The sequence below is a fragment of the Lacticaseibacillus chiayiensis genome (genome assembly GCF_004123795.1).
In the GTDB taxonomy this organism is placed as follows: Bacteria; Bacillota; Bacilli; order Lactobacillales; family Lactobacillaceae; genus Lacticaseibacillus; species Lacticaseibacillus chiayiensis.
Genome location: NZ_MSSM01000003.1, coordinates 51,308 through 67,924, shown reverse-complemented (window position 1 = coordinate 67,924; position 16,617 = coordinate 51,308). Strand labels below are relative to the sequence as shown.

The 16,617-nt window shown below is 48.0% G+C and carries 15 protein-coding genes; all 15 read right to left on the bottom strand.

All coding sequences use genetic code 11. The annotated features are described in order from the left end of the window. Window positions 1-6 precede the first annotated feature (6 nt). Window positions 7-2,793, bottom strand: a complete 2,787-nt coding sequence (gene ileS / locus BVJ53_RS01570; RefSeq protein WP_129300857.1) for an isoleucine--tRNA ligase — start codon at window positions 2,791-2,793, stop codon at window positions 7-9. A gap of 246 nt (window positions 2,794-3,039) precedes the next feature. Further along, window positions 3,040-3,825, bottom strand: coding sequence for a DivIVA domain-containing protein (locus BVJ53_RS01565; protein ID WP_129300856.1), 786 nt, complete (start codon window positions 3,823-3,825; stop codon window positions 3,040-3,042). Between the two features lie 158 nt (window positions 3,826-3,983). After that, window positions 3,984-4,763 carry a YlmH family RNA-binding protein gene (locus BVJ53_RS01555; protein ID WP_129300855.1) on the bottom strand — a complete coding sequence of 260 codons (780 nt, stop codon included), beginning with the start codon at window positions 4,761-4,763 and terminating at the stop codon, window positions 3,984-3,986. 6 nt (window positions 4,764-4,769) lie between these two features. Next, window positions 4,770-5,057, bottom strand: coding sequence for a YggT family protein (locus tag BVJ53_RS01550; protein WP_129300854.1), 288 nt, complete (start codon window positions 5,055-5,057; stop codon window positions 4,770-4,772). A gap of 12 nt (window positions 5,058-5,069) precedes the next feature. After that, window positions 5,070-5,528, bottom strand: a complete 459-nt coding sequence (locus BVJ53_RS01545) for a cell division protein SepF (RefSeq protein ID WP_129300853.1) — start codon at window positions 5,526-5,528, stop codon at window positions 5,070-5,072. A 17-nt stretch (window positions 5,529-5,545) separates the two neighbouring features. Next, window positions 5,546-6,808 (bottom strand): cell division protein FtsZ, encoded by a 1,263-nt coding sequence (gene ftsZ, locus BVJ53_RS01540; RefSeq protein ID WP_129300852.1) that lies wholly within the window; start codon window positions 6,806-6,808, stop codon window positions 5,546-5,548. 24 nt (window positions 6,809-6,832) lie between these two features. Then, window positions 6,833-8,182, bottom strand: coding sequence for a cell division protein FtsA (gene ftsA, locus BVJ53_RS01535; protein WP_129300851.1), 1,350 nt, complete (start codon window positions 8,180-8,182; stop codon window positions 6,833-6,835). 112 nt (window positions 8,183-8,294) lie between these two features. Further along, window positions 8,295-9,149, bottom strand: a complete 855-nt coding sequence (locus tag BVJ53_RS01530; protein ID WP_129300850.1) for a cell division protein FtsQ/DivIB — start codon at window positions 9,147-9,149, stop codon at window positions 8,295-8,297. Between the two features lie 5 nt (window positions 9,150-9,154). Further along, complete coding sequence (gene murG, locus BVJ53_RS01525; RefSeq protein WP_129300849.1) at window positions 9,155-10,246, bottom strand: undecaprenyldiphospho-muramoylpentapeptide beta-N-acetylglucosaminyltransferase; 1,092 nt, start codon at window positions 10,244-10,246, stop codon at window positions 9,155-9,157. Next, window positions 10,247-11,626 (bottom strand): UDP-N-acetylmuramoyl-L-alanine--D-glutamate ligase, encoded by a 1,380-nt coding sequence (gene murD, locus BVJ53_RS01520; protein ID WP_129300848.1) that lies wholly within the window; start codon window positions 11,624-11,626, stop codon window positions 10,247-10,249. A gap of 28 nt (window positions 11,627-11,654) precedes the next feature. After that, window positions 11,655-12,620 (bottom strand): phospho-N-acetylmuramoyl-pentapeptide-transferase, encoded by a 966-nt coding sequence (gene mraY, locus BVJ53_RS01515; protein WP_129300847.1) that lies wholly within the window; start codon window positions 12,618-12,620, stop codon window positions 11,655-11,657. A gap of 14 nt (window positions 12,621-12,634) precedes the next feature. Continuing rightward, the gene (locus BVJ53_RS01510) at window positions 12,635-14,782 is read right to left on the bottom strand and encodes a penicillin-binding protein (RefSeq protein ID WP_129300846.1); all 2,148 of its coding nucleotides are present in this window, start codon (window positions 14,780-14,782) and stop codon (window positions 12,635-12,637) included. Then, window positions 14,779-15,144, bottom strand: a complete 366-nt coding sequence (gene ftsL / locus BVJ53_RS01505; protein WP_129300845.1) for a cell division protein FtsL — start codon at window positions 15,142-15,144, stop codon at window positions 14,779-14,781. Before ftsL ends, BVJ53_RS01510 begins: the two co-directional genes overlap by 4 nt. Before the next feature lie 12 nt (window positions 15,145-15,156). Then, window positions 15,157-16,098 (bottom strand): 16S rRNA (cytosine(1402)-N(4))-methyltransferase RsmH, encoded by a 942-nt coding sequence (gene rsmH, locus BVJ53_RS01500; protein ID WP_129300844.1) that lies wholly within the window; start codon window positions 16,096-16,098, stop codon window positions 15,157-15,159. 2 nt (window positions 16,099-16,100) lie between these two features. After that, window positions 16,101-16,532, bottom strand: a complete 432-nt coding sequence (mraZ, locus tag BVJ53_RS01495) for a division/cell wall cluster transcriptional repressor MraZ (RefSeq protein WP_129300843.1) — start codon at window positions 16,530-16,532, stop codon at window positions 16,101-16,103. Between the last annotated feature and the right edge of the window lie 85 nt (window positions 16,533-16,617).

Below are 16,617 nucleotides of genomic sequence, written 5' to 3'. Positions count from 1 at the left end.
ACCTACTTATTTATCAAAACCGTTTGCAACAGCCTCAGGGTAATTGGCTTCAACGATGGCGGCACAGCGACTGCACAATTCAGGTAATTTTGGATCAGCGCCAATGTCAGTCCGAACCATCCGACAACGTGGGCATACTTCCCCTTTGGCATGGGTCACCACAACCGCCATATCTTCAAACTGTTCGGCATTTGCTGGCACCTTGGCATCGCTTGGTGCAACTTCAAAGTGACTGGTAATCAACAATTGCATCACGTTAGCTTCAACATCATCCAACATGTCACGAACCGGCTCGGATGGATAAACCGTAACCGCCGCTTCCATGGACTTGCCGATGATCTTGTTGTCCCGCGCAACTTCAAGCGCCTTTTGCACCTCGGAACGAAAATCCATGAATGCTGACCAGATGTCAAGTAACTGATCCTCGTCGTCAAAATGTGTGACGTCAGGCATGTCAGACAAGGCAGCGTAAACACGATCCTGTTTCAGGTACGGCCAAACTTCTTCCGCTGTGTGCGGTAAAATTGGCGTCAACAGTTTTGTCAAATCAAGCAAAGCGGTATACATCACGGTTTGCATACTTCGTCGCTTAGGATCATTTTGAGCCTCGATATAAACCACATCTTTGGCAACATCGAGATAAAAGGCACTTAGATCATTGACAAGGAAACTGCTAATTGTTTTTTCGACGGTAGCAAAATCATAGACGTCATAAGCTTCCTTGACCTTGGCAATGACCTGATTCAGGCGAATCATGAGATAGCGATCAACAGATCCGAGTTGGTCATAAGCAATGGCATCCTTTTGCGGATCAAAGTCGCCGGTATTAGCCACCATAAACCGCAACGTATTGCGAATTTTACGATAAGCCTCAGACGTCTGGGCAAAATTATCGACCGAAACGCGGACATCAGACGAGGAATCTACAGTTGCGACCCATAGCCGAATGATCTCGGCGCCAAATTGCTTTTCAATTGTGGCAGGGACAATCGTATTGCCTAGACTTTTGCTCATTTTCCGGCCCTTACCATCAAGCGTAAAACCTTGAGACAGGATGCCGCGATATGGGGCCACACCAGTCGCAGCAACGCTAGTAATTAAACTGGAGTTAAACCAGCCGCGATACTGGTCGGATCCTTCCAGGTACAGGTCAGCCGGGAAACTCAATTCCGGACGCTGGGCCAAGACTGCCTGATGCGATGAGCCTGAGTCGAACCAAACATCCATGATATCTTTTTCTTTGGTGAATTGACCATGAGGACTATGGACGTTTGTATACCCTTCCGGCAAAAGATCCTTAGCCTCGCGTTCAAACCAGACATTGGAACCATATTTTCCAAACAAGTCGGCAACATGGTTAATGGTTGCTTCTTCGATAATCGGCTCGCCGTCTTCGGCGTAGAAAATCGGTAGCGGAACCCCCCATGCCCGTTGGCGAGAAATGACCCAGTCACCGCGGTCACGAATCATGTTATACAGACGGGTCTTACCCCAACCAGGCTTAAAGTCGACCGTATCAATCGCCTTCAGAATCTGGTCGCGGAAAGCTTCAATGGATGCGAACCATTGCGTTGTGGCCCGAAAAATAACAGGCTTTTTGGTGCGCCAATCATGCGGATAACTATGGGTGAAGAAATCCAGTTTCAACAGTGCGTCTTTTTCGGTCAAAGCTTTAGTGATGAGTTTATTAGCATCATCGTAAAAGACACCTTCAAACCCTGGCGCATTCTCGTTCATGTAACCCCTGGCGTCAACGACCGAAATCACTGGCAATCCATACTTCACACCAACCTTGTAGTCATCTTCCCCATGACCAGGAGCAGTATGAACCAGGCCGGTCCCGGCATCAAGCGTGACATGGTCCGCGTTCATCACCAGGCTTGTGCGATCATATAGAGGATGTTTGGCCGTCATTTTGTCCATGGCAGTGCCTTTGAAGGTTTTGAGAATCTTGGGATGATCCCAGCCGATTTCTTCAGCCACTCGATCAAGTAGTTCGGCTGCGACAACATACTTGTGGTCGCCGACTTGAACCTGAACGTAATCAAACCGCGGATTAACCGTAATGCCATAATTGGCCGGAATGGTCCAAGGCGTGGTTGTCCAGATAACCAGAGAAGTGTCCTGATCCAACAAGCCTTTACCATCAACCACCGGAAACGCAACATAAATTGACGGCGATTTATCATCGTGGTATTCAATTTCAGCTTCTGCCAACGTCGATTCAGATGACCATGACCAATAAACCGGCTTCAAGCCATGGTAAATGTAACCTTTTTTCGCCATTGCCCCAAAGACCCGAATCTCGCTGGCTTCATAAGCATGATGCAGCGTAATGTATGGGTGTTCCCAGTCACCCATCACCCCTAAACGTTTGAAATCGGTCCGTTGTTTATCAATTTCCTTCATGGCGAATTGCCGACACAATTCCCGATAATCGGTCATTGACATTTCCTTGCGCTTGACCCCTTGTTTCGCCAACTGTTGCTCAATCGGCAGGCCATGGGTATCCCAACCAGGAACATACGGTGCCCGAAAACCGTTCATCGACTTATAACGGACAATGATATCCTTACTGATCTTATTAAGGGCATGTCCCATATGAATATTGCCGTTAGCAAATGGCGGGCCATCATGCAACATAAAAGTTGGCTTGCCTTCATTTAACTTCTGCCGTTGCTCATAAACATGATCTTCGTCCCACTTTTTTTGCCAAATCGGTTCGTTCTTTGGTAATCCGGCGCGCATCGGGAAAGTTGTTTTTCCCATATTCAACGTATCTTTAATTTTCACGAGTCCAGCTCCTTTGTTGATTGAATGAAAAAAGCCCGCCCTATATTAGGACGAGCAAACGTGGTACCACCTAACTTCAGGGAACAAGTCCCCCTCAGTGATTGCTTAACGGTGATCGACCGGTCCCGCTTATTGAATCGGCGAGACAACTGCGAACTGATATCATCAAGCGGTACTTGCCAGGCTCACACCTAATTCCTGACTCGCTGCAAAGGGGACCGCTAAACGACGCGTGTTCATACGTTTTTAGACATTTTGATCGGTTATAGCATCAGAATCATCACTGGTTGATTCACTTGATTCTGATTCTGATTCGGCAGTCGCTGAATCAGCCGGTGTCGCTTCAGCATTTGCCGAGCTTGAAGTTGCACTTTGATCATCTGGGAAAATAATCTCCGTGTAGGCATCGGCACCGGAAGCGGCTCCCTTAGAGTTTACGAAACCAGCCGGCGAATTGTCAAGTGATTCCTGACTCGGATCCGTGGTATCCGGTGCTTCAGGTGAACTGGAAAGCAATTCTTTCCACTCTGGACTCTTCACAACTTCAAGCTGTGATTCTAGCATGACCTGTAATCGCTGACGGAAAACCCGACTTTGTCGTTTGAGATCCTCGGTCTGAACGGAAATGTTTTGCCGTTTCAGCTCCGCATCATGCAACGTCTGCTCCGTTTGTGCCTGTGCTTGGTGCATCTTTTGATCCGCATCGGATTTGGCCCGATTCAGAATCGCCTGGGCATCCTGTTGTGCTTGTTGCTTGATCAGATCAGCTTCCTGATGCGCACTATTTTTGACTTTCTCAGCACTCTCTTGCGCCACAATGATTGACTGGTTCAAGGCCTCTTTCATGTCCGTAAAATACCGAACCTTTTCCTTGGCATCTGCCAGTTCCTTCTTAAGTCCTTCATTGTCTTTAATCAGACTGCTGTAATCTTTAACGATCTGGGCAAGGAAATCATTCACCTCATCCTTGTCATAACCGCGCATTTTGCTGCTAAATTCTTTATTATGAATGTCCAGTGGACTTAAAGCCATGAAATTAGTCCTCCTTTATAGGATGAGCGCGAGCTGGCGCTTAGAAGCCGGAGTGTAAGTGGCGGGCGTGATGGCGGATCCTTGCCATTGCGACTAAGGTCCTTACACGCAGGCTTCTGCGACAGGAAGCGCGTTAAAGTGCCAGTTCGCGCTCATCCTTACTTGTGAATAACCGCCGCCGACACACGCAACTTACCTTTTTTGGTTTCACCAAGAATCCCATCCAGTCGCAAGCGGCCGAAACCGCGAACCGAGATGATATCCGACGTTGCGACCTCGGCGTCCGGCGCCTCGGTTTCGCCAAAATTCAGTCGTACCTTACCGCTTTGAATCAAAACCTTGGCGCGTTGCCGCGACATATTGAAACCATGCGCCACAACCGTATCGAGCCGCAACGCACTGATTGAAAAGTCGATCGGTTCCCAGTCATTCTCGGGAGTGACCGCCTGATCTAACGGATAGTCAGTAAAGTGAACGCCGACACGGCCGATTTTCGTGATATTGCTCATGACCCAGTCTTCCATGTGGGCGGCCACAAAAAATTGCCACGTTTGCCCGTCAGTAATGATATCGCCAAAAACATCGCGATCCAGTCCGGCGTTTAATAAGGTTCCCTGGATCGTACTATGATGCATCTCGGCAAATTTTTCCGGGTAGATGATCTGCAACATCCTAATGTCAAAATCACCCGGTTGTGCTTCATAATAGTCTGGCGCAAAAATCAACCGTTGGCGCTCGGCATGCAGATATCCGCCAAAATGCATGAGCTTCATGTCATCGTGGGCACTGATCAAACTATCAGCGATTAAACGCTGCCGTGGATCGGTAAAATCAGTCAAAACGGCGCGATACTCGGTGCGAGCCGTTTCCACTAATTCAGCAAAATGGTCGATCAGTGCTGCTTCGTCTTTACGAAAATGTTGATAGATGGCGTCCATGATTTGTCACCCAATTAATTGAACGAGTATCAAGAATAAACGCGACCAGCCAAACTTAATCAGCGAAAGTACGAAAAACGCCAGGATCGGAGAAAGATCCAATCCGGCAATTGCAGGAATGAACCGGCGGAAAATACTTAAAAACGGATCAACCCATCGACCAAGGAACCGATCGATTGCCGTTCCTTGAGCGTTAGGAAACCATGAAATCAGAATATAAACAAACATCATGATCATATATAAGTAAATCGCCCAGTCACCGACTCGGTATAATGCATAAAGAAAATTGAACACGTGACACCTCGTTTAGTGTTGTGATGAAAGATTCAAACCATCAGAATCAATGGTGCTAGCTAGCGAACCGTCAATTTCAAAATTGGCTGGTGTGACCAAGAAAATCGACTCACCGATCCGCTTAATCTCACCATTGATTGCATAGACTGTCCCAGTCAGAAAATCAACGATTCGCCGAGCATCATCTGCGCCAATTCGATCAAAATTAATGACCACCGCTCGATTATTCAGCAAATGCGAGCCAATCTCCTTGGCATCCGAATAAATTCTGGGTTCAAACACCACGATTTTGGCAGCCTTTCCAGTTGGTGCCGCCATGGCAACGACTTTGTTACTACGATAATGATTCACATCCCGATTCTCCGGCTGTGCTACCTGCGTCTGTTCGTCTTCTTGGTCCTGATAATCATCTTCATCATCATCCATGGCAAAGAAGTTGTTGAATTTTTCGCCTAACTTACCAAACGCCATGTTCCATGACCTCCTGACTATTGACGTCGACGCTTAAAGAACGGCGGCTGGTCGTCGCTTCCGGCATCGTCTGCATTGGTTTGATTTTCAAAAATATCAAAGTCTTTTTTCTTCACGTTATTCATGTCATCTGCACTTGGCGTTTGACGTTTACTTGGCTCCCGACGTAAATCCCAGTTTCCGAACGGATCGTCACTTTGTTCAGACTGATCGTCATGATGATCATCAGCTGAAAATGCCGGACGATAAGCATCATTTCCTTTTTCGTGATCGGCACCCCGTGTTTGTGCAGCTGGGCGACGAAGATTTTCACGGCGTTGGTCCTCTTCTTCAATGCCAGTGGCAATGACGGTTACCACAACTTCATCGCCAAGTTCTTCATTGATGGAAGTTCCGAAAATGATATTAACGTCGTCTTTGGCAGCATCAGCAACGATTTGTGAAGCATCCTGTGCCTCAAACAAGCTGAGATCCGGACCGCCGGTAATATTTAACAGTACTTGTTTGGCACCGCTGATATTGACTTCCAGCAATGGACTGGAAATCGCCTTCTTTGTCGCCTCAACGGTGCGATTTTCGCCAGTGGCACTGCCGATTCCCATCAAAGCGGAACCTTGGTTGGCCATCACGGTTTTAACATCGGCAAAATCGAGATTGACGTACCCAGGACTGGTGATCAGATCGGAGATACCTTGCACCCCTTGGCGTAAGACATTATCCGCTGCATGGAATGCTTCGAGCATCGGGGTCTTCTTGTCCACGATCTCAAGCAGTCGGTTATTGGCGATAATAACCAATGTATCGACATGTTCTTTCAACTGAGCAATGCCTTCAGTAGCGTTTTTAGCCCGCTTAGGCCCTTCAAACGTGAATGGGCGGGTAACCACCCCCACCGTCAAGGCACCTTGATCTTTAGCAATCTTAGCTACGATCGGCGCAGCACCGGTACCGGAACCGCCACCCATTCCTGCCGTGACAAAGATCATGTCTGCACCTTGTAATGCGGCGCCAATAGCTTCTTCACTTTCTTCTGCAGCTTTCTGCCCAATTTCCGGATTGGAACCGGCGCCCAAGCCGCGCGTTAATTTCGGTCCAAGCTGGATCTTGGTTTCTGCGTTGCTGGCATTCAGCGCCTGCAAATCGGTATTGGCAGCGATGAATTCCACGCCTTTAACGTCTTCGGCAATCATGCGATTAATGGCATTGCCACCCGCACCACCAACACCGATAACTTTGATGTTGGCACCTTTTTCACTCTGTGCGTCCATTTGAAAATCCATTCGTGTTCCTCCTAGAATCGAGATTTATTCAAAGAAATTACCAAAGAACCGGCGCAAGGCAGATGGCTCCTTAGGCTCGGTTTTTTCCGTTTGCTTGTCAGGCTTGCGCTTAACGAGACGCCTGCCTTCCGAAGCAGCAGTTTGTTCCGGCTGCTTTTGCGGTGCTGGGGATGGTGACGATGACGGTATTTGCGCACCGTCAACCATAAATGGCGTCGGCAGAACACTGGAAACAAGCATTTCGATATCGGTCATTTGAGCAGCATATTTGATCAGTGCCAGTCCCTCAGTGAATGAAGGGTGGCGAAGACCCATGTCATCGGGAATGAAACGCTTGACTGGGCGATCAAAAATATCCTGTGCCAATTCGGTAACACCTGGCAGTGCCGTCGTGCCACCGGTGATCACAACGCCACCCGGTAGTTCAAGCGCGTTAACAGCATCGAGTGCCTTTTTCAAGCGCTTGAAGATTTGTGCAACGCGCGCCTCGATAATTTCCGATAAGTATTTTTCCGAAATCATTGCCGGTTCGTGTTTACCAACAACGGTCACGGGGAACGTTTCCTCTTCGCTGGTGGCGAGTGAATCCGCATTGCCGTATTCGCGTTTCAACTTTTCTGCATCCGTAAAACTCGTGTTCAACACGACGGAAATATCTTTGGTGATATATTCGCCGCCTTCTTGATCGACTGACGTAAACTTGAGCTTGCGATCATGGATAACGGCTGCTGTGCTTTGGCCGCCACCCATATCAATCAAAACCGTACCAAAATCCTGCTCGCCATCAGTCAATGCCAGCCGGCCAATCGCCAATGGTGAAATAACCAATCCGCCAACTCGTAAACCAGCTTTTTCAATGGCTTTTTTCGTGTTATGAATCACGGTTTTGGGAACCGTCAGCATAATGCCGCGCATTTCTAGCCGAACGCCCAACATACCACGCGGATCCTTAATATCGTCAAACCCATCAACGATAAATTCAGTGGGAACCAGTGATAATGTTTCACGCTCAGGTGGCAGGTTGCGGACTAATGCAGCCGCGGCAACACTACGGACATCATTGTCGGAAATCTCTTTGTTTTCCTCACCAACGGCAATCATCCCCGAAACCTGTTCAATTTGCAGCATATTAGCAGGGATACCAGCCACAACCCGATCGATCTTGATATTTGCCTTGTCTTCAGCTTGGGCAACGGCCGCCTGAATGACTGCGACTGCCTTATCGATATCAACGATCACCCCACGACTAACGCCTTCAGACCGCTGACTTCCCACACCAATAACATTCATTTGTCCCTGTACTGCTTCGGCAACAATGACTTTTATTGAGGTGGTTCCGATATCAAGTCCAACGTAAATACCTTGATTATCCATGTATCGGGAACCTCCTTGTGTAACTTTTTAATGTACTTAATTTTCATATTAAAACGGTGCCATCATTAGTGTAACACACTCATTTTCTGATGAGAAAACAAACCTTACAAAATCAGTCATTTGACGACTTTTCGTCACTGGTGTACGGCCGCCAGAATGCACCGACTTCTAAATCAACGACGCCTTTTTTCTTGACCTGTGAAACAATTGCCGGATAGTACTTGATTTTTTTGGCAATCGTGCGGGAATCGGCGATGATTCGATAACCATCGCTCATATTCAAAGCAATCTGGTTGGGATTGGCGTCACCGCGGCTTGCGTCGATTTCCGAAATGTCGCGACGAATAGCATCGGGGAACTGATTCAGCAACTCAATCATTTTGGGTAGTTCCTTAGCGGTGAATCCGGAAAACACTGGGTAAGTATCAACTGGCGTTTGGGTGCCGGCCTTTAGGACTTTGCCGGTCACCAGAATCTTATGGTAAGCATGGTTCTGGTACACATAACCAATCGTCTGATATTCACTTGTATGAATGATGATCCGGTTGAACCCCTTAATAGTCAAGCTGGCTTCTTTAATTTCCGGTAAAGATTTCTGCACTCGTTGCGCAATGTCATTTTTATGCACCAGCACACTGAGCATTAAATCATTATCTGACAGCTTAGTCGCATTGATGACTTGCTGATCAGGAACCGTTGTGACGCCTTGTACGCTCACCAATCCGACTTTAGATAACGGACTGGCAAAATAGCCAAAAACCCCCAGCAAAAATAGCAGGGGGAGCAGGATCAACGCAAGGTTCTTGATCAATTTACGTCGCCGCAAATTTTGAATCTTTGGCAGTTCAACATCCAGCTTCGGCTTTTGGCGCCGATCATGTCGCGGCTTCTGTTGCTGACGCGCTTGATATTGCTGCCACGGTGTCAGCGGATCAGACTGCTGTTCTTTTTTTCGGAGCCTAGCCAAAATCATCACCTACGTTTCGAAAGGAGTGTTGTCATCACGGCGATCAACTGATCACTGGCATCCGGTACGCCTAGTTTCTTTGATGCCTGCGCCATGGCGGCACGTTTAGCATCATCCTCCATGAGGTTCACCACCCTTTGGGGAAAATCCTGGCCTAATTCAGGTTCGGTAATGGTCAGCGCTGCACCTTGTTTGGTTAAACTCTGTGCATTTAAATACTGATGGTGGTGGGTCACGTTAGGGCTCGGGATCAAAATAGCTGGAATGCCTAGCGCTGTGATCTCCGCAATCGTCGTCGCCCCTGCCCTGCTAATCAACAAGCCAATATCGGGTAAAATTGACGGCATATCATCAATATATGGCACAATCTTAATTGAAGACGGTAACGGCGGCAAAGCTTGTTTGATATGATCGTAATGGCTTCGTCCAGTCGCAAAAAGCACCTGAAAATCAGCTTTTCCCCAAACCGGCAATGCGGCTAAAACCGCTTCGTTGATCTTGGGCGCCCCGCGCGAGCCACCGAAAACCAGCAAAGTGCGCCTGTGCGGATCAAGTCCGAAATCACTCAGACGGTCATTCGGTTTTAACCCGGCAACCTGCTGTGCCCGAGGATTACCGGTTACCACTACTTTTTTTGCCGGAAACGCTGACGCCACTTCAGGAAAAACAATAGCGACACGGTCGACAAAACGGCTGAGAAACTTGTTGGTTACACCGGCAACCGAGTTTGATTCATGAATCACGGTAGGAATATGCATCCGCGCGGCGGCAAATAAAATCGCGCCAGAAACATAACCACCCGTACCAACCACGATATCCGGCTTGAAATCACGCAATAACTTTTTTGCCTGACTCAAGCTACCGATGAACTTTCTGACCGTTGTCATATTGCTTAAGGAAAGGCTGCGCTTAAAGCCTTGCAAGTCGAGCGTGGCAAATTTTAAGCCTGTTGCTGGCACAATCCGACTTTCCAAGCCATGCTCGGTGCCGACATAAAGGACATCATCGAGCTTCCCTTCTGCCTTCAAAGCCTCGATTAACGCCAAGGCCGGATAAATGTGGCCGCCAGTACCACCACCAGAAATAACCAGCCGCATTTAATTGTCCTCGCTTTCGACCGTTTGTTGTAACTGGTGAACCGCCTTAATGAAATCATCGCCACGGACTTCAAAATTTGGATACTGATCCCAACTTGCCGCTGCGGGTGATAGCAAAATGACATCGCCTGGCCGACTGGCTTCATAAGCCAACGGTACTGCGCTCATCACATTGTCTGTTTTTTGAACCGGTACCCCAGCATCCTTAGCGATTTTCGCCATCAATGGCGCTGTTTGTCCAAAGACAACCATGCTTTTCACGTGTTCCTTGACCAGCGGCGTTAACGCGTCCATCGGCAATCCACGATCCAATCCACCTGCCAGCCAAACGATCGGCTGATGAAAAGCATTAAGGGCAACGGTCGCAGCTTCGACATTGGTTGCCTTGGAGTCGTTATAAATTCGGCGTCCTTCCAAGGTTTCAAGATACTGAATCCGATGTTTGACGCCGGAAAATGTCCGCAACACCTCGCGTATTGCGTCATCTTCGACTCCTTTTAGCTTAGCGGCGGCAATTGCTGCCAAAGCGTTTTCGATATTGTGCAAACCAGGGATCTGCATCTCACTGGCTTGCATGATTTTATCACCATCAAACGTCAGCCAGCCATCAATCAGCGAAGCTCGTGCACCGGCTGCCTGCTTACGGGAAAAAGGCACGATCTGCGCATTGCTTTGTTTAGCCAACTTGTGCATTTCCGGAAGATCCCAATTCATAATGAAATAGTCACCCGGCGTTTGGTTCATCGTGATCCGCATTTTGGCTGCGACATAATTAGCGCGGCTGCCATGCCAATCCAAGTGGGCCTCGTAAATATTGGTTAGTACCGCAATGTGGGGGTGCAGGGTTTTGATACCGCACAGCTGAAAACTCGACAACTCCGCCACGATCGTATCGTCTTTACCTGCCTTTTGGGCGACCTGACTGACGGGGATCCCGATATTGCCGGCATCAAACGCATGGTGCGGCCGTTGCTGATTCAACATTAAGCCAATTAATGTTGTCGTGGTCGTTTTGCCATTCGTGCCCGTGATCCCGATCCACTCAGCTTCGGATACCTGATAAGCCAATTCCGGCTCGGTAATAATTGGCAAGCCTAGCTCCTGCGCCCGTTTAACCATGGGATTACTGTACGGAATGCCTGGATTTTTGACCATCAATTCAAAATTTTCGTCCAGCAATTCAACCGGATGCCGGCCAGTGATCACTCGCATGCCATCTGCCAGCAATTCCTGTGCATCTTTATTGTTATCGAACTTTTGCTTGTCATTGACAGTGACTAGGGCACCCAATTTATGTAGTAAGCGAGCAGCATTGACGCCACTCTTTGCCAGGCCCAACACAAGTACCTTTTTATTACGATAATCCGAAATATTCTTCACAATTGATCCTTCTTTTTATAGCGTGACTTTAAAGAAAAAATGTCAGATAAATGCCGCTAGCGATCAGTCCGACGAACCAGAATGTCAGATCGATCCGCCACTCGGACCATCCTTTCATCTCAAAATGGTGATGGATCGGCGACATTAGGAAGATCCTCTTACCGGTTAACTTAAATGATGCCACCTGCAAGATAACGCTGGCAGTTTCAATCACATAAATGATTCCGACTAACAGTAACGACCACTCGCGATGAAGCAAGATGGCTACGACCGCCAACATGCCGCCTAATGCTAAAGAACCTAAATCACCCATGAAAATCCGTGCTGGTTTATGATTGAACATCAAAAAGCCGAGCATGGCACCCACTGCGACGAGGCAAACAATCAGCACATCGGTCCGGCCTGCGCGAGCAGCGATGATCGCATAGGTTCCAAACGAAATCGTTGTCTGCCCAGCAACTAAGCCATCAAGTCCATCCGTTAAATTAACCGCATTGCTAAAACCAACCAGCCAGAAAATGACAAAAATAACATAAAACCACGTGGCACTGATATTGCCAATCACTGGCAGCCATAAAGTATGATTGAACCCTTCATGAAAATACGCAATCAGGAAAATCACAGCACCCAGAATCTGTCCTGCCAGCTTTTGCCAAGCCTTTAGTCCTTCATTCCGATGATGAACCAGTTTTTCAAAGTCATCATAAAAGCCTAGTAAGCCGTATAGTACCAAAATAAACAAGGAAATCCAGACACTCAGCGTCAGTTGATGTTGCCAAATGCTAACCCAAATAGCCGAAATAATCATCGCAGCAATGAAAACCAGGCCGCCCATTGTCGGTGTCCCCGATTTCTTCTCGTGCCAACTCGGCCCTTCTTCACGAATCACCTGGCCTTCTTTTTTGTAACGCATGTACCCGATAAATAGCGGCATAAACATAATTGTAATGGCAAATGCCGAAACCATCGGAATGAGCATCTGAGCAAGTTGCATGACTATCCCCAATTCTATTGTTGTTTGAACTCGATTGTTCCGCTGGTATCACCTAAAAGGGTTCCTTTGGCAATACTTTGCCGAACAACAAAGCCGTCACCGACAAGTTTGAATTTCTTACCGGTCAATTGTACAAATTTTAACACATCGGATTTCGACCAACCAGTAAGATCAGGCATCGTTATCGCGCCATTTGTCAACAGTAGCACACGCGAACCGCGGAGTGCCTTGATTCCACTTACCGGCAGTTGTTGAACAACTTTATTGCCTGTGCCAATTGTAGCAACGTCAAAACCGGCTTTTTTCACGGTATCTTGTGCGGTGGTTAACGCGTCATTCGTAACCTCAGGAACATCAGCCGTATTGGTGTCTTTTGCGACCGTGCCGTCAGCGGTAGTATCAAGCGCCCGTTGCATCATTGGTTTGAAAATGCTAGCCAAAATCGTTTCGGCCGGTTCCGTCATTTTCTGTGGTTGTTTCATGGTGACATAAAGCACATATTTCGGATTCGATGCTGGTGCAATACCGGCCACACTAAAGATGTAGTTAGAATCACCTGTGAGGTAACCGCCTTTCGGACTGGCAATCTGTCCGGTACCTGTTTTAACAGCTAAATCAACACCTGGCATTTTATACGCAACTCCGGTGCCATCCTGATCGTTAACCACGTGGCGCATGGCGTCGATGACCTGAGCGGCGGTTTCTTTGGAAATCGGCTGACCGACAACTTCTGGCTTATAAACCGTTTCTTTACCATTTTTGTGTACGACCTTGGACACAATTTGGGGCTTCAGCATTTTACCCTCATTCGAAACCGCACTGATGGCCTGCATCATTTGCATAACATTCACTTCAATACCCTGCCCAAACGAAGTGGTTGCTTGGTCCAGCGGCCGAGCAAAACTGATATGTCCGCTGGTTTCGCCCGGTAACGTGATGCCGGTTTTCTGACCAAATTTAAATTTATCTAAATAACTCTTCCAAATGCCGGCACCCATTTCCTGTTCGATTTTCACCATCCCGACATTACTTGAGAGTGGGAAAGCCTTGCTCAGCGGAATCGAGCCCCAGCCGCCACTGCGCCAGTCATTGACCGTTCCACCGTCAAGCTTAACGGAACCAGATTGATAATATTCATTTGGGTGATACTTGCCGCTCTGAATGGCTGAGGCAAGTGTGACAATTTTCATGACGGATCCCGGTTCATAATTGTCTTCGACTAAGGAATCTCGCCACATATCGCCTAACCCTTCACCGGTTGAAGGATCGAATGTCGGTCGCTGGCTGGCTGCCAAAATTTTGCCGGTTTTGGCACTCATCAGAACCGCTGTCAATCCTTTTGGTTCATATTTGGTTTGAACATCCGTCATCAGAGTTTCCAAATATGATTGGAGGCCGCTGTCCAGCGTGGTGTAAACCGTCCCACCATTAACCGGCGCTTTTTGCTTGGTTTTGGCATTAGGCAACCTGTATCCATAAGCATCGGTTTCGCTGCGGCGATAACCGTTGTCCCCTGCAAGAACAGTGTTGAATTGCTTCTCCAGTCCCATGACTCCGGTAAGCCCACCGCCTTTACCCTGAGCTTGGGCAATGCCAATCACATGGCTGGCAAACACGCCATTGGGATACAGGCGCGACGGGGTTTCCCGAAAATGGATTCCCGGCAGTTTTTCCGAATCAATTTGCTTTTTAATCGCCAGACTCAATTTGGTACCCGGAGTCCCGAACTCCACTTGGAAGACATGCTTTTTAGTTGGATTCAAACGCGCCAGAATCTTGTCTTCACTGATCGCCAAATAACGACTCAATACTTTGGCCGTTTTTTCTTTGTCGGTGACATAATCTGGCTTGTCGCCATCCTTGTTCTGTTTGTCGAGAATCGCATAAAGCGTATAAGTATTTGAATCCTCGGCAATCACATTGCCAGTGCGGTCCAAAATGGCCCCGCGTTGTGCCTGCAGAACCGTATCTGTGCGATATTGTTTTTGCCGCTGCTTGGCAAGGTTGTTAGAATCTACTTCGCCTACCGTAGCAACAAAAGAAAAACGAAGAACGAAGCCACCGAAAATCAGGAGCGTAAACCCGATCAGTCCGATACCAAATAATTTACGATTCCGGGCTGGATGTGCATTCGTTGATCGTTTTGATTTGAAAAATTTCATTGATTATCAACACGCTTTATATTGCCATTAATAATTTTAAACCCGTGTGCTTTTGCGAAAGCATCAAGTCGTTCCGAATTAGAGAGCTCGCCAATTTCCTGCTTGAGGTTCGCGGTTGCCTGCGATTGCTTCATAATGCGCGCTTGTAAATCTTCGTATTGGCGCTGGGTGTTGCTCAGGTAGTTTTGCATGAACAGACAGACCACACAAACAGCCGTGGCTAAAATCCCACAGGCAAACATCATGGTTTTTTCGAATCCGCTGAATGCGATATGTGTATGTGGTGCGGGTTCGCTAGCTGATTTATGTACCGGTTTAGGCGCCGGTTGTTGCACCAAAGGTCTTGCTGTACTCTCAAGCATTTATTGTACCCCCTAGTTGCGAATTTTTTCGATAACTCTTAGTTTGGCGCTATGTGCGCGGTGATTTTCTGCCAGTTCCTCAGCGCTTGGTAAGATCGGCTTGCGCGTGACCAAGCGATAATGCGGCTGGGCAGATGCTGGCACAACTGGCAAGCCGCGTGGAACGTCTTGAACCGACGAGACTTCCTTAAACATGGTTTTAACCAGCCGATCTTCTAACGACTGAAAAGTGATCACGCTAATACGTCCATCGACATTGATTAACTTCAGTGCCTGCTCCAACGATGATTCCAGTGCTGACAATTCGTCATTGACCGCAATTCGAATCGCCTGAAATACTTTTTTGGCGGGGTGGCCACCCGTTCGCCGAGCCTTGGCTGGAATGCCCGCCTTAATTAAATCCACCAGCTGGAAGGTTGTGGTAATCGGTCCTTCAGCCCGCGCTTGCTCGATCCGCCGCGCAATCTGTTTGGAAAAGTGCTCCTCCCCATAACGCGAAAAAATGCGAACCAACTCAGCGTAAGGCCATTCATTCACGATAGTCTTGGCATCAAGCGCCTGTCGCTGATCCATGCGCATGTCCAGTGGCGCATCGAAGCGGTAGGAAAAGCCTCGCTTAGAATCATCAAATTGCGGCGATGAAACGCCCAGATCATACAAAATACCGTCTACATGGCCAACATTCAATTCAGCCAGTGCCGTCGTCAGTTCCCGAAAGTTACGGTGAACCAGCGTCAGTTGCGGTGGTAAATTGCCAAAGCTAGCGGTCACTGCAGCAATGGCGGCTTCGTCCTGATCAAAAGCGATCAAGTGTCCCGTTGTCAGCTGCTTTAAAATCCGACGGGTATGGCCGCCGCGCCCCAACGTGGCATCGACATAAGTGCCCTCCGGTTTTACGGCTAAAGCAGTTGTTGCTTCTTTTAATAGAACCGTTTCGTGTTTGAATTCTGTCATCACTACAACCCAAAGTCCGTTAAATTTTCTGAAATGTCATCAAAGTTTTCCTCAGCCGTATCAGCAAATTCCTGCCAGCGCTCGGCGTCCCATACTTCAATCCGAGTGTTGACGCCGACAAGCACGCATTCTTTCTTCAAAGCCGCATGCTTAAATAGCGACTTAGGAATGTTAATCCGCCCCTGCTTGTCAATCTCGCATTCAGTTGCGGCCGAAAAAAGAAAACGGGTAAAGGTACGGGCATCCTTTTTGGCTAACGGTAACGTTGCGAGCTTTGTCTGAAGCTTGTCCCATTCAGCAATTGGGTAGCCAAAAAGGCAGCCGTCCATACCACGAGTTAACACAAACGATGCCCCCAGCTGCTCACGGAATTTAGCCGGAATAATCAGACGCCCTTTTGCATCGATACTGCGTTCAAATTCACCCATGAGCATAGCTGGCACCTCCCTACGATTTTTAGTCTACCACAACACCCCACTCTTCTCCACATCTAACCACATTTGAAACAAAATTTAGTTA